Origin of the sequence: Pseudomonas sp. SWRI81, from assembly GCF_014268545.1 — a bacterium.
GTDB classification, from domain to species: domain Bacteria; phylum Pseudomonadota; class Gammaproteobacteria; order Pseudomonadales; family Pseudomonadaceae; genus Aquipseudomonas; species Aquipseudomonas hamedanensis.
The window spans coordinates 211,631-227,260 of the sequence record NZ_JABWQS010000003.1; the positions used below are offsets into that span (position 1 = coordinate 211,631).

Genomic DNA, 15,630 nt, shown 5'->3' on the forward strand with positions numbered 1-15,630 from the left:
CCGACGCCGGTGACAGGAGAATCGCCCACGCCTTGTGCAAACGGTGAAGGCGACACATTTTGTTTCATTCAAAACTTGGTTGGATCCAACATTCCGATAAGCGGATAAGTCCATTTTTCTGCTTTTTAATCAATCGGATATTTGATCTGTCTGAAGACCTTTGGTTTATCGCCAGATATCAGACGCCCCCAACTGACGTGCGTTATCTATGGTTCTGGACATACCCGTGGACGTCCACCCATGCACTCTCAGGGAGAAGTAATGGACAACATCGTCATCGCCGACAAATCCAGTTCTCAGCTCACTGCCCAAAACTGGGGCAATGTTCAGCTCAACCAGCCTTCAGTTGTACAAATGCCCGTCAGCCCCGACCAGTTGGCTTCAACCAGCCGGAGCGGTCAGGATTTGATCGTCAATCTGAAAAGCGGCGAGCAGATCAAAATCTCCAATTTTTTCGTCACCAGCCCTGACGGTGTTGCCAACGACATCGTCTTTCAAGGCGAAGACGCGACGCTGTGGCAGGCGCGCTACAACGCCGAGCCGTTCAATGGCTTTACCTTCGACGAAATCGGTTCGCTGGACGAACTGATCGCCGGCGTCGGCGTGGTCGAAGGCGCGACGCCCGCCTGGGCGATCGCCGGGCTTGGCCTGCTGGGCGCGGGAGGCGCTGCGGCGGCAGCGGGTGGAGGTGGTGGAGGCGGCGGTGGTGGCGCAAGCAGCGGTGATGCGACGCCTCCCGCGCCTGCGACCGGGTTGACCTTATCGGCCGATGGCCGAGTGCTGAGTGGTTTTGGCGAAGCCGGCAGTCTGGTGCAGATACGTGACGCGGCGGGCAATATTCTAGGCACGGGAACCGTAGGCGCCGACGGGCGCTTCCAGGTCGAACTGGGTACGCCGCAGACCAATGGCCAGCCGCTCGACGTCACGCTCACCGACGCTGCGGGCAATGTTTCCACACCCGGCTCCGTCACTGCGCCGGATGCCACCGCGCCCACGCCACCCGCCAATCTGAGCGTAAGCGCCGATGGCACGCAACTGGGCGGGACCGGGGAAGCCGGCGCCACCATTGAGGTGCGTGCCGCCGATGGCACCCTGCTCGGCAGCGCCGTCGTGGCGGCGGACGGGACCTTCAATGTCACACTCAGCCCGGCGCAGATCGGCGGACAGCCACTGATCGTCAGTGCCACCGATGCCGCCGGCAATACATCCTCTGGTGCCACGGTCAGCGCACCGGAAATTGTCGAACCGCAAACCCCGGCCAATCTCGGTTTGAGCAGTGACGGCAGCCAACTGACCGGCACCGCCAGAGCGGGAACAACCATTGAAGTTCGCGCGGCCAACGGAGAGTTGCTCGGGCGCGCGGTGGTGGGCGCCGACGGCACCTTTCTCCTGACGCTCATCCGTGCGCAGGCCAACGGCGAAGTCCTCAGTGTCCTGGCAATCAACAGCGTTGGCACGCAATCGCCAGCGGTCACGTTCAATGCGCCGGACATCACCGGCCCAGGCGCCGCGACTGATCTGGCGATCAGCAGCGATGGTGTTTCGATCACAGGTCGTGGCGAACCGGGCAGCACCGTCAGCGTCACCAATACTCAAGGGACTGTGCTCGGCACAGCGCTGGTCGCAGCTGATGGCTCGTTCACGGTGCAACTCAACGTTGCGCAGATCAACGGTGAAACACTCAACGTGCAGCTCACTGACGCGGCGGCCAATCCGTCGCCGGTGGTGACCCTCATAACGGTTGACCTCGACGGCCTGACTCAGCCAAGCGACCTCGTCCTGAGCGTCGATGGCGCTCAAATGAGGGGGCGCGGCCAAGCTGGATCAACCGTTACGGTACGCGATGCCAACGGCAACGTGCTCGGCGCGGCCGTGGTCGCAGCAGACGGTACGTTCGTCGTGCAACTGAGCAGCCCGCAGAACAATGGCGAAACGCTGCTGGTCAGTGCCAGCGACAGTGCCGGCAACACCTCTGCCCCGTTGACTTATGTGACGCCTGATACCCAAGGTCCTGCGCCGCTCACGGGCCTGACACTCGATGCTCAGGGCCAGACGCTGACCGGCAAGGGCGAAGTGGGCGCCTCGATCACCGTCCGTGACCCGGACGGGAATATTATCGGCACTGGCACGGTGGGCGCCGATGGCAACTTCACCGTCAACCTCGCGACGGCGCAAACCGATGCGCAACAACTGCAAGTGATCCAGACCGACGCTGAGGGCAACCCGTCGGCGCCAGTCAATGTGATCGCACCGGACTTGACGATACCGGTTGCAGTCTCTGATGTGTCAATTTCGGCGAACGGCGCAATCGTCACCGGTGCGGGCCAGGTCGGCGCGACCGTTACCGTGACCGACGCAGCTGGCGTCGTGTTGGGAACGGCCATCGTCGGCAGCAACGGCCGCTTCGAAATCAATCTGTCGTCGCCACAGACCAATGGCCAGAATCTGAGCGTCGTGCAGACGGACGGCTCGCCCTCCGCCGCTCCGGCGGTGCCGGTCCAGGCACCTGATATTCAGGCCCCCGCCGCCCCTGCGGATCTGGCGCTGGATGCGGCCGGTACAACACTTACCGGCCGCGGTGAGCCTGGCGCCACCGTGTCGGTCAAGGATCTGGCCGGCAATACGTTGGGCACCGCGATCGTCGACGGCAGCGGTGCATTTTCGGTAACGCTGAACAGCCCGCAGGTTGATGGTCAAGCGCTGCAAGTGAGCCAATCGGATGGCGTGAACGTTTCACCCGAGACACCGCTGACCGCGGCGGACACCACGGCGCCGCTGGCACCTGACAACGTCGTGCTTGGCAGCAATGGCGTGACATTGACCGGGACCGGGCAAGCTGGGAGCACGGTCACGGTCAGCGCGCCGGACGGCACAGTGCTGGGTACCACGGTCGTTGCGAGCGACGGCAGCTTCACCGTCAACCTGAGTCCGGCACAACTTGACGGCCAGGTATTGGGTGTCATCCAGACCGATGCGAGCGCCCTGCCCTCACCGGTCACCCCGGTCACCGCGCCGGACATCACCGCCCCATCCGCGCCGACCGGTCTGATCATCGATCCGGCAGGCGCGACGGTGACCGGCACGACGCAGCCTGGTAACACGGTGCAGGTGCTGGATGCCAACGGCAACGTCATTGGCAGCGCGACCGCTGACGGCAGTGGCGCCTTCACGGTCAATCTCGATACCGCGCAGAACAACGGCGAAGCCTTGCAGGTGGTAGCCTCCGACGGTACTAACAGCTCGCTGCCGGGCAATGTCACCGCACCGGACAGCACGCCGCCTGCGCCGGTCAGCGATCTGGCGATCAACCCGGCGGGTGATCAGGTGTCGGGGCTTGCCGAGCCCGGCACGGTCGTCACCGTCAGCATTGCCGGCGGCAGCGTGCTGGGCACCGCCACCGCTGGGGCAGACGGCCGCTTCGTGGTCCCGCTCGACCCTGCGGCAGGCACGGGCAGTAGCCTCGAAGTGATCAGCACTGACGGCGGCGGCAACGACTCGTCGGCGGTACCGCTCGCAGGCCCTGATGGCTCGCAGGTCGCGACCCCAAGCGAACTGGCATTGAGCGCCGACGGTTTCACCCTGACGGGCGCGGGTACGCCTGGCAGCACGGTGACCGTGACCAACAGCAATGGCGATGTGCTCGGATCGGGGCTGATCAACAGCTTCGGTCGGTTCACACTGGTGCTGAATGCCAAACAGATCAACGCGCAAGTGCTGCAAGTCACCGCGACCAGCCCTGACGGTGACGTGTCGGTGCCAGGCACCGTTACGGCGGGCGATGGCACGGCGCCGGACGCTGTGTCGAATCTGCTGCTCAATGCCAATGGCAGCGCACTCACCGGCCGAGGCGAAGCCGGTGCTACGGTGACCGTGACCGACAGCAATGGCACCGTGCTGGGCACGGCACTGGTTGCCAGCAACGGTACGTTCAGCCTGACGCTGACGCCGGCGCAGCTCAATGGCCAGACACTCACCGCGACGCAAAGCGATGCCGCCGGCAACCCGTCGCCGCCCGCCAGCATTATCGCCCCGGATCTGCAGCCACCGGCCGCCGCGACCGGTGTCAGCATCAATGACGTCGGCACCGTGGTCAAAGGCCAGGGCGAAGCCGGCAGCACCGTGACGATTCGTGACGCCGCCGGCAATGTCCTGGCGACCGGTCTGGTCGATCAAAGCGGCAACTTCCAGGTCACCCTGCCCAACGCGCAGAACTCGGGTGAAACCTTGCAGGTCACGCTGACGGACGCGAACAGCAATACCTCGACTTCCACCGGCGTCGCCACTGTCGACAGCACCCCGCCCGCCGCCGTGCAAAACCCGCTGATCAGCGCCGATGGCAGCACCCTCAGCGGGACCGGGGAAGCCGGTGCGACCGTGAACGTCAGTAATGCAAGCGGGGTCTTGCTGGGCAGCGCTGTCGTTGCCGCAGACGGTTCGTTCAGCGTGACGCTGGCGCCCGCGCCGACCAATGGCGAGGCCTTGGCGATCAGCCAGACCGACCCGACCGGCAACATTTCGCCGTCGACCAGTGTCAACGCGCCCGACATCAGCCCACCGGCCGCCCTGACGCAAGTCGCGGTGAATGCCGATGGCGTGACGGTCACCGGTCACGGTGAACCCGGCGCCACGGTGTCGGTACGCAGCGCCGACGGCACATTGCTGGGCACGGCGCAGGTCGGCAACGGTGGCACGTTCAGCGTCACCTTGAACACGCCACAGCTCAATGCCGAAGTGCTGACGGTCACTCAGGAAGATCCGCCGGGCAACGTTTCCACGGCCATCGAAGTGGTGTCGGTGGACTTGACGGCGCCGGCCATTCCGAGCGCATTGACCCTGAACGCAGCCGGCGTGCAACTGGCCGGTAACGCCGAGGCTGGCAGCACGGTGACCGTGCGCGACAGCCAAGGCAATATCCTCGGCACCACGACCGCGGCCGCCAATGGCACGTTCCAAGTGACCCTCAATAGCCCGCAAGCCAACGGCCAGGTGCTGAACGTGACGGCCCGTGACGCGGCGGGCAATCCATCCGCCCCGGCACTGATCAATGCCGCCGACACCACGGCGCCCCTGGCGGCCAACAATCTTGCGGTCAGCGCTAACGGCGCGACGTTGACGGGTACCGGCGAAGCCGGCGCCACCGTTGAAGTTCGCGACGCCGACGGAACCCTGTTGGGAAGCACCACTGTCGGCAACAACGGCAGCTTCAGCCTGACGCTGTCCCCCGCCGCGGTGGCCGGTTCGACCCTTTCGGTCCTGCAGATCGATACCACGGGCAACACCGGGCCGGCGACACCGGTAACCGCCCCGGGCAACCTGGCGGAAAGTGCGCCGACCAATCTGGCGCTCAGCGCCGACGGCTTGACCCTGACCGGCACCGCCACGGCTGGCAGTACCGTAAGCATTCGCAATGCCTCGGGGACATTGCTCGGCAGCGCGCTGGTGGCGGCCAACGGCACCTTCAGTGTCACGCTCAATGCCGCGCAGCTGAACGGCGAGCAACTGTCTGCCGTGGCGACGTCGAGCACGGGCATCAACTCGTCCCCGACCGACTACACCGCTGCTGACATCGCAGCACCGGCGCCGCTCAGTGAACTGAGTCTGGCACCCAATGGCACCGCCCTGACCGGACGCGGTGAGGCCGGCGCCACCGTGACCGTGCTCGGCACTGGTGGCGCTATTCTCGGCAGCGCAGTGGTGGCCGCCAACGGCACCTTCAGCGTCACCCTCAGCCCGGCGCAAACTTCGGGCCAGACGCTGAGCCTGAGTCAGGCCGACGCCGCCGGCAATGAATCCAACAGCGTCAGCCTGATCGCGCCCGACCTGATTGCCCCCAACCCACCGGCAGCGCTGGCGGTCAGCAATGACGGCAGCGTGTTGTCCGGTACCGGTGAGGCCGGCACCACGATCAACGTGTACAACGCCGCCGGAACACTGGTCGGCACCGGCACCGTGAGCATCGATGGCACGTTTGCGATCACCCTGGCCACACCGCAAGCCAACGGCCAGGCCCTGACCGTGTCGCTGACCGATGCGGCGGGCAACACCTCGGCGGCCACACCGTTCACGTCGGTCGACAGCACACCACCAACGGCGGTGTCGCAACTGAGCATCGGCGGCGACGGTGCAACCGTGACCGGTCGCGGCGAACCCGGCGCCCAGGTCAGGGTGATCGACAGTGACGGCAACGTGCTCGGCACTGCAGTCGTCAGCCCGACCGGTACGTTCACGCTGACGTTGACGCCAGCGCTGAGCAATGCCGAAGTCATCACTGTGGTCCAAGCTGACGCCGCGGGCAATGACTCCCCGGCGGTGAGCCTGACCACGCCGGACTTCACCCCGCCCGACCCGCTGGCCAATGTCGACATCAACAGCGCGGGCGCGCTGGTCACAGGGACCGGCGAACCTGGCGCGACCGTGACGGTGCAAGATGCCAATGGCGTCTTGCTCGGCACCAGCGTGGTCCTCGCCGACGGCTCCTTCAGCGTCACCCTGAGCCCGCCGCAGATCAATGAACAAATCCTCAGCGTTCAGCAGGCCGACCCACCCGGTAACGTCAGTGCGCCGGTAACGGTCACCGCACCGGACCTGACACCGCCGGCAACGCCCGCTGATCTGCAGCTCAATGCCGACGGCGACTCGCTCACCGGCAGCGCCGAAATCGGTGCCAGCGTCCGTGTCACCTTGGCCGACGGCACGGAACTGGGCACCGGCACGGTGGGCAGCGACGGTCGCTTCCAGATCACTCTGACGCCGGCACAGACCAACGGCCAGGCGGTTTTCGTGGTCCTCGCCGATGCCGCGGGCAATGCCTCGCCTGCCGGCACGCTGGCAGCGCCTGACAGCACGCCGCCTGCTGCGTTGACCGAGGTCGATATCGACGCCAGCGGCAGCCTCATCACCGGGTCCGGTGTGGCCGGTTCGCAGGTGGTGGTGACCAACGCCGTTGGCACCATCATCGGTACTGGCACCGTCGCGGCCGATGGCAATTTCAGCGTGACCCTCGATCAGCCGTTGCTCAACGGTGAAGCCTTGTCGGTGATCCAGCGCGATGCCGCGGGCAATCCATCGCCCGTCACGCCTGTCACCGCGCCGGATATCACGCCGCCCGCTGCTCCCGCCGGCCTCGACCTCAGTCCCGATGGGCTGACGCTGACCGGCACCGGTGAAGCCGGCGCCACCGTGCGCGTGACCAGCGCCGCCGGCACCTTGCTCGGCTCTGCGACAGTCGCCGCCAATGGCACGTTCAGCGTCACCCTCAATCCAGCGCAAGTGAACGGTGAGGTGTTGAGCGTCAATCAGACCGACCTGGCCTCAAACACTTCGCCAGCCGCGCCCGTGCAAGCGGGCGACAGCACCGATCCGCTGGAAGTCGCCGACCTCAACGTCAGCCAGGACGGCCTGACCGTGACCGGTACCGGTGAGCCCGGCGCAGTCGTCACCGTGCGTGACGGCGCGGTCGTGCTCGGCACGGCAACAGTCGGCGCAGACGGCAGTTTCAGCGTCACGCTCTCGGCTGCGCAACTCGATGGCCGGACACTGTCGGTGGTCCAGGCGGACGCGCAAAACAACCTGTCCGAGCCGGCACTGGTCGACGCACCGGACGCCACTGCACCGATCGCGCCAACGGTCACCTCGTTGACCGGCGCGGGCACCTTGCTCGCGGGAACTGCCGAAGCGGGCAGCACCGTGACGGTGTTGTCGTCCACCGGCACCGTGCTGGGCACGACGGTGGCCTTGGGCAATGGCAGCTACACGGTCACACTCAATCCGGCCCAGGCCAACGGTGAGTTGTTGTCGGTCATCGCGACGGATGAGGCGCTTAACGCATCGCCAACGCTGCTCTACCCCGTGGATGACATTACTGCACCGGATGCCGTCACCGGCCTCACCATCAGCGGCGACTTGAGCCAACTCGCCGGTCGCGGCGAGGCCGGCGCCAGCGTCGAGGTCACCGACGCGCTCGGCAATGTCGTCGGCAGCGGCACCGTCGCGGCCAACGGTACATTCCTGGTCGATCTCGATCCGGGCATCACTGCCGGCCAAGTGCTGACGGTGAACCAGACGGACGTCGCCACCAACGTGTCCGAGGACACCCTCCTTACCGTTCCGTTGGTTCCGGCGCCGGATGCGCCGGATAACCTGGCCCTCTCGGCCGATGGCGTGACGCTTTCCGGCACGGCGGCGATCGGCACGACGATCAACGTTTTCGGGGCTGACAACAGCCTGATTGGTACGGGGGTCACCGGTCCGGATGGCACGTTCAGCGTCGTGCTGACGCCTGCGCAAACCAACGGCGAAAGTCTCGAAGTCACCGCCAACACCCCGCTGGGCGGCGCCTCGCTGCCAAGCGAAATCACCGCGGCCGACACCTCGGCGCCGGCACCGCTCAGCGATCTGGCGGTCAATGCCAGCGGCACGCTGGTCACCGGGCGCGGCGAAGTCGGCGCGTCGGTCACCATTACCGGCGCTGGCGGCGTGGTTTTGGGCAACGCGGTGGTTGGCGCCAATGGCACCTTCAGCGCACAACTCAATGCGCCACAGGTCAACGGTCAGGTACTCAATGCTGTACAGACCGATGCGGCCAACAACACCTCTTCCGGTCTTGCCGTAACGGCGCCAGACATCACCGCCCCGGCGGCACCGACGGCACTGGTGCTGAGCGGCGCCGGCCTTGTACTGGGCGGGCTCGGTGAAGCCGGGGCCACCGTCACCGTACGCGGTGCCGGTGGTGCGTTGCTGGGCACCGCGACGGTGGCTGGCAACGGCACGTTCTCAGTGACCTTGTCGTCCGCACAGCTCAATGGCCAACAACTGAGCGTCACGCAAAGTGACGCGGCGGGAAATGTTTCACCACCCACCAACCTCAGCGTCGCCGATACCACGTTGCCGGCGCCGCTGAGCAACGTGACCCTGAACGGTACCGGGCTGGCAGTCAGCGGTACGGGCGAAGCCGGCGCCACGGTCAGCGTAACCAATGCGGCCGGCACCGTGCTGGGCACCGCCGTGGTCAATACCGGCGGCACGTTCACCGTGCAACTGTCCAGCGCCCAGCTCAACGGCCAGCAGCTCAACGTGCAACAGGCAGACCCGGCGGGCAATCTCTCGCCGGTGTTCAACCTGACGGCGAGCGATGTGCAGGCGCCCGTCGCGGCCAGCGGCCTGACGCTTGCCGCGAACGGTCTGACCTTGAGCGGTACCGGTGAAGCCGGTGCAACGGTCAATGTCTATGGCCCGGGTGGCGCATTGATCGGCACCACTACGGTAGGCAGTGGCGGCACGTTCAGCTTCAACCTCAACAGCGCACAACTGGATGGACAGTTGTTGACCGTGCGCCTGGTCGATCCGGCTGGCAACCTGTCGCCCAACGCCAGCTTGACGGCGCCGGACGTCACCGCGCCCGGCATCCCGACCGGCGTCACTGTCAATGGCAGCGGCACTTTGCTCACTGGCGTCGGTGTGCCCGGCTCGACGATCAGCGTGCGCGGCGCTGGCGGTGTGGTGCTGGGCACCGCCACCGTCGCCGCCAACGGCAGTTTCTCCGTGGTGCTCGCCTCGGCACAAATCAACAGCCAGGTTCTCAGCGTGACCCAGGCGGATCCGAGCGGTAACGTTTCGGCGCCGGCCACCGCGACGGCGCCAGACCTGACTCCGCCCGCGGCCGCTACGGCGCTGCTGGTCGGCGCCGACGGTCTGACCGTCACGGGTACCGGTGAGGCCGGAGCGACGGTCACCATCAAGTCGGCCACCGGCACGGTCCTGGGCACCGGCACGGTGAATAACCTCGGGGTATTTACCATTGCCCTGAACAGCGCGCAGATCAACGGCGAGAAACTCACCGTTAACCTGAGCGACGCTCGCGGCAACGTCTCGGTAGCCGCCAACGTCACGGCGCCGGACATCGACGTCAACGCGCCGGTGGTGGCCAGCGACAACCTCGCCGTTGGCACCGTCACCCTCACGCCGGCCACTGCGACGCAGACGTTCAACGACTCGTTCACCACGCTGCTGTCGGGTTTCTCGAAAACCTTTACGTTCACGGTGTCCAGTGGCACTCGCCTTGACCCCACCCTGACGCTGACCACCAGCAGCCTGATTTCGCTGATCGATGGCGTGGTCTATACGCTGCAAGTGAAAAACGCCAGCGGCGTCTGGGTCACACTCGACGCCAACGGCAGCGCTGGCTTGCTCGACCTGATTGCCCTGGCCGGCCAGGGCGTGCGGGTCGACATCGCTAACCTGCTGGCGGGCGACTACCGACTGACAGTGTCGAGCACCGGCATCGGCGTGCTGACCACGGTCAATACGCAACTGCAACTGGACGTCAGCAGCCTGACCCAGTTCAACGGCATTGCCGGGCCAGCCGCGACCGGCAACGTCATCACCAACGTCGGCGTCGATGGCACAGCGGACCAGACCGGCCCGGACAACGGCGCGCAACTGCAGATCTTCAAAAACGGCGCCTACGTCAGTGCCGGCGCCGGCACCACAGTGCAAGGGCTGTACGGCACGCTGACCATCGATGCCAGCGGCAACTACAGTTACACGCCCAACGGCAGCGTCAGCAGTGTCGGCAAGGTCGATGTGTTCAGCTACCAACTGGTGCACCCGAACGGCTTGAGCGACACCGCCAATCTGTACGTGCGTATCGACAGCCCACAAGCCACCGAAGTGTGGAATGACGCCAACCTCGGCAGCCCCGCGCTGGTGCTTGACGCCACCGCGGATGTCGCTGCAACCGACGTCACTCTGGTCAACCGTGAAGTCACCACCAACTCCAACCTCGGCACTTTCAACGTGCTGCTGGGCGGCGGCAGCGGTAACTACAACACCGTGGTGGCGGCGGACACGGTCAGCGATCTCACCGTGGTGGTCAATTCGAGCAACCTGCTGGCGCTGTTGGGTTCGATGACGGTGGGCCTGTACAAACTCAACACCGCCACCAACCAGTACGTGCTGGTCAAGAGCTACGGCGGCAATGCGCTGCTCAATCTGGGCGGCGGCAACTACGGGATCAAGTTCGACGACCAGACCGCTGGCAGCTATCAGGTGCGGGTGGCGGTGGGCGGCCTCGGCCTGCTCACCAGCGTCAACACCAGCCTGATCAACGTGGCGACGTACACCAATCAATTTGTGGTCGGCAGCTACACGCCCGTGTCGGGCAACCTGCTCACCGACACCGCGGGCGGCGGCGCCGATGTGTTGGGCTCGGTCTACACCTTGCTCAGCGTGCTGGTCGCCGGCAGTTACGTGGCGCCCGGTTACAACGGCGTCTCTCTGGTCGGCAACTACGGCACCTTGCTGGTCCAGGCTAACGGCAACTACACCTACACGCTCAAGGCCGGGCTGACCGATGCGGTCATTGGTCAGGAAGACACCTTCACCTACCAACTGACCCACCCCAACGGCAGCGTCGATACCGCCACCCTGACCATCGACCTGAACAGGGCCGGTGCGTTCGCTACCACCGCGTTTTCGGCACTGGCCAGCGATGACCTCGGTCTGGCGCACGCCGCTGGCAGTGAGCTGATCCAGGGCACCGACGGCAACGACACCCTCGACGGTTCGCACGGTGGCGCCATTTCGCTGCAAGGCGGCGCCGGCGACGACACGCTGATCATCGCCGACCAACAGTTCACGTCGGTCGATGGCGGCAGCGGCACCGACACCCTGCTCTGGGCTGGCGGCGACGTGGCGATCAACCTCGGCGATTTGCAGAGCAAGATCCACAACGTTGAGATCCTCGACCTCAACCATTCCAGTGCGGTTGCGCTGACGTTGAACCTCAGCGATCTGCTGGCGATCACATCTGCTGACAACAACACGCTGCTAATCAAGGGTGACGAAAAGGACAGCGTACACATGACCGATGGCTGGACCGCAGAGGGTACGCAGCAGGCCGACGGCATCGACTATGTCCAATACACGGCACAGGAGGATCCGAGCCACCACCTATGGGTGCAGAACGGCATTCAAGTCGTCTGAAAACGCAACATTGGCAATGTCCGTCTCTCAACAGTAAGGGAAGTCTGTGGAGTCAGTTTTTCGCAAGCAATGGCCGGTGGTCGTGTTGACCATCGGCCTCTACCCCGCTTTCACCGTCGGCGTTCGCGCCGACGACAACCTCGACAGCAGCTTGCGCAGCATCAGCCCGTCGCAACTGCAACAACCAGCAGGCAACGACAGTCGTCAGCGCCCTGCCCCTGCTTCCAGGGCGTCCGCCGATGAGCAGGCGCTGGGACTGGAACAAGCGGTCAGGCTGGCCGTGGACTGGCACCCGCGTATCGGCGAGGCCATCGGCACCCTGTTCCAGCAAGGCGAAGGCGTGAATGTCGCCGAATCCGGTTATTACCCACAGGTCACCGGCGGCATCAAAGGTGGTTACACCAGCGGTTACGGCAGCGATGCCGGCAGCCAGTCGGTGAATATTTCCCTCAAGCAGATGCTGTATGACTTCGGCAAGGTGTCCAGCTCGGTCGACGCTGCCCGCGCCCGGGTGGCGCGCAGTCAGGCCGGGATTCTGCTGGCGATCGACGACATTGCCCGCGACACCGCCAAGGCCTACATCGAAGTGCAGCGTTATCAGCGTCTGCTCGACGTTGCCCGCGAGCAGATTCAGGGCATCGGCGGCATTGTCGACCTCGCCAGACAGCGTAACGACATGGGCGCCAGCACCCGTTCCGATGTGGTCCAGGCGCAGTCCCGGGCCGAAGGCGCGACGGCCACGTTGCAGGAGTTCAAAGCGCAATATGCGCGCTGGCAAGCAACCCTGACCAGCCTGCTCGGACGGCGCACGCCGCCGGCAGTGAGCGACGCCGCCGCGTCGACGCTGAGTCAGGCCTGCGATGCTTCGCAAATTTCCGATGCCCTGCCCGCCGTCCTGCAAGCCGCCGCACAACGCACCCAGGCCCAGGCCGAACTGGCGCAGGCAAAAGCCGAAGCCTACCCGACCCTGTCGTTGCAACCCTCGGTCAACCAATACCTGGATGACAATTACGACGACCAGAACTCGCGAGCCGATCGCACTCAGGTCGGGATCTTTCTCAACCTCGAAGTGCCGATTTATCAGGGCGGCGCCATCAGTGCCCGCAGCCGCGCCGCCGGCCATGCGCTGACTGCCGCCGATTCGGCCGAAGATTTCGCCCGGCTGCAAGCGCGTCAGGGTCTGGCGGAAGCCCAGGCGCAGACGTCGGGACTGAATCGTCGCCTGCGCTCGCTGGAATTTCGTCAGACCAGCATCACCGAGGCGCGCATGTTGTATGGCCGCCAATACCTGGAACTGGGCACGCGCCCGCTGCTGGATTTGCTGAACGCCGAGCAGGAAATCCACCAGTCGCGCTTCGATCTGGTCAACACCCAGGCCGATCTGCAACGCCTGCAGATCGACTGCTTCTATAACAGCGGTGCGATTCGCCGGGTCTTCGGCATCGACCACAGCGCCATCCAGAATGTCGAGATACTGCCATGACCGATGCCAGCATCACTGTTCCTGAACCCGCCGCTGCCGAGGCACGAGAAGATTATTCGCCGTGGCTGGAAGCGGTGCTCAAAGTTGCTCGGCACTATCGGCTCGACGTCTCGCCGGAAAGCGTGCGTCTGGCTTCGGTGCACAGCGAAGGCCGCGTCGAAGAAGTGGTCCGACATATGGCGCGTCAGGCCGGTTTGAGCGTGAAATTCGCGGTATTCGACAACAAGAGCCTGAGCCGCTGGCGCACGCCGCTGGTGGTGCAACTGCGCGACGGTCAGGTCGGTGTGCTCGAAAGCATCGGCGAAACCGGCGAGCTGGGGATTTGCTTCAGTGGCGATCAGGGCTTGCAGAGCCGCATGGACACGGCAGCGCTCGCTGAGCAGGCATTGCGCACGGTGATTTTGCGACCGACGCAACCGGTGGCCGACGTGCGCACCAATGACTACATCAAACCCTACGACGAACACTGGTTCCGCCGCATCGTCCTCAGCGACCTGCGGCCCTACAGCCAAGTGATGATCGCCTCGCTGGTGGCGAACCTGCTGGGCATGGCCGGGGTACTATTTTCAATGCAGGTGTACGACCGGGTGATTCCGGCCGAATCGCTGCCAACTTTGTACGTGTTATTCGGCGGGGTGATGCTCGCCCTGCTGTTCGATTTCGTCATGCGCATTCTGCGTCTGCGCATCACCGATGTGCTGGGCAAGCGCGCCGACCTGCGCGTCTCCGATCTGGTGTTCGGCCACGCCTTGCGCCTGCGCAACTCCGCCCGGCCAAAATCCACCGGCTCGTTCATTTCGCAACTGCGCGAACTGGAGCAGATCCGCGACCTGATCACCTCCAGCACCGCAACGGCGCTGGCCGACATGCCGTTCTTTCTGTTGTTCCTGCTGGTGTTTTATTTGATCGGCGGGCCGCTGGTGCTGATTCCGCTGGTGGCGCTGGTGTTCATGTTGCTGCCGGGCATCCTCGCGCAGCCACGGCTGGCGAGACTGGCCAATGCCTCGATGCGCGAAGCCGCCCTGCGCAACGCCATGCTTGTGGAAAGCATTCAAGGCCTCGACGACATCAAGGCACTGCAAGCCGAGCAACGCTTCCAGCAACAGTGGAATCAATACAACGCGGCCTCGGCGGACAGCAGCCTGCGTTTGCGCAGCTTGACCAACAGCCTGGTGGCCTGGACGCAGAACGTGCAAGGCGGGGTGTTCGCGGTGGTGATCGTGTTCGGCGCGCCGATGGTGATTGCCGGCGACCTGACCACCGGCAGCCTGGTCGCGGCGTCGATTCTGTCATCGCGGATGATGGGGCCGATGGCGCAACTGACCCACGTTCTCACCCGCTGGCAGCAAGCCAAGGTCGCGCTGGAGGGCTTGAACCGGATCATGCAGATGCCGGTGGATCATCCCGAAGGCAGTCAGCGCGTACATCTGCCGGCGATTCGCGGTGACTACCGCCTGCGTCAGGCCAGTTTTCGCTACAGCGAGGAATCGACGCCAGCGCTGAATGCCATCGACCTGAGCATTCGGCCCGGCGAGCGCATCGCCCTGCTCGGCCGCAACGGCGCCGGCAAGTCGACGTTACTGCAGGCGCTGGGCGGCGCGATGGATCTGAGCAGCGGCGAAACCACGCTGGACGGCATCGCCCTCGCGCATCTCGATCCCGCTGACCTGCGCCGCGATGTCGGCCTGTTGTCGCAACAGGCGCGACTGTTTCACGGCACCCTGCGCGACAACATCACCCTCGGCGCCGGTCAGGCCAGCGATCAGGAAATCATCGCCGCGCTGACCGTAACCGGCGCCCTCGACTTCGTTCGCCAGTTGCCCAAAGGCATGGACCATCTGGTGCTTGAGGGTGGCCTCGGTCTGTCTGGCGGTCAGCGTCAGAGCCTGTTGCTGTCGCGGTTGTTGATCCGTCAGCCACAAGTGTTGTTGCTGGACGAACCGACGGCCGCGCTCGACGACGTGACCGAGCGTCTGCTGCTGGAAAAACTCGCGACCTGGACCCAGGGCCGGACTCTGGTGGTCGCCACGCACCGGGTCAGTGTGCTGCAACTGGTCGAGCGGATCATCGTCCTCGACAACGGGCGCATCGTCATCGACGACCATCGCGACGCAGCACTCGCGCGGTTGCGTGCACCGGGCAAGGGAGTAGCGGTATGAAATCGA

The 15,630-nt window shown here is 65.0% G+C and carries 3 protein-coding genes; all 3 read left to right on the top strand.

What is annotated here, in order from left to right:
* The first annotated feature begins 261 nt into the window (after positions 1–261).
* The 3 genes from HU765_RS03575 to HU765_RS03585 are packed head-to-tail and all read left to right on the top strand — an operon-like array spanning position 262 to position 15,624.
* The gene (locus HU765_RS03575) at positions 262–11,982 is read left to right on the top strand and encodes a BapA/Bap/LapF family large adhesin (RefSeq protein WP_186619064.1); all 11,721 of its coding nucleotides are present in this window, start codon (positions 262–264) and stop codon (positions 11,980–11,982) included.
* Between the two features lie 46 nt (positions 11,983–12,028).
* On the top strand, positions 12,029–13,465 hold the full coding sequence (locus HU765_RS03580; protein ID WP_186546392.1) for a TolC family outer membrane protein: 1,437 nt from the start codon (positions 12,029–12,031) through the stop codon (positions 13,463–13,465).
* A complete protein-coding gene (locus HU765_RS03585; RefSeq protein ID WP_186619065.1) occupies positions 13,462–15,624 on the top strand; it encodes a type I secretion system permease/ATPase in 2,163 nt (720 codons plus the stop codon). Before HU765_RS03580 ends, HU765_RS03585 begins: the two co-directional genes overlap by 4 nt.
* Positions 15,625–15,630: the final 6 nt, after the last annotated feature.

Excerpts from the sequence above, each read along its gene's own strand:
- HU765_RS03575 (WP_186619064.1), top strand. The coding sequence starts at position 262 with ATGGACAACATCGTCATCGCCGACAAATCCAGTTCTCAGCTCACTGCC.
- HU765_RS03585 (WP_186619065.1), top strand. The coding sequence starts at position 13,462 with ATGACCGATGCCAGCATCACTGTTCCTGAACCCGCCGCTGCCGAGGCA.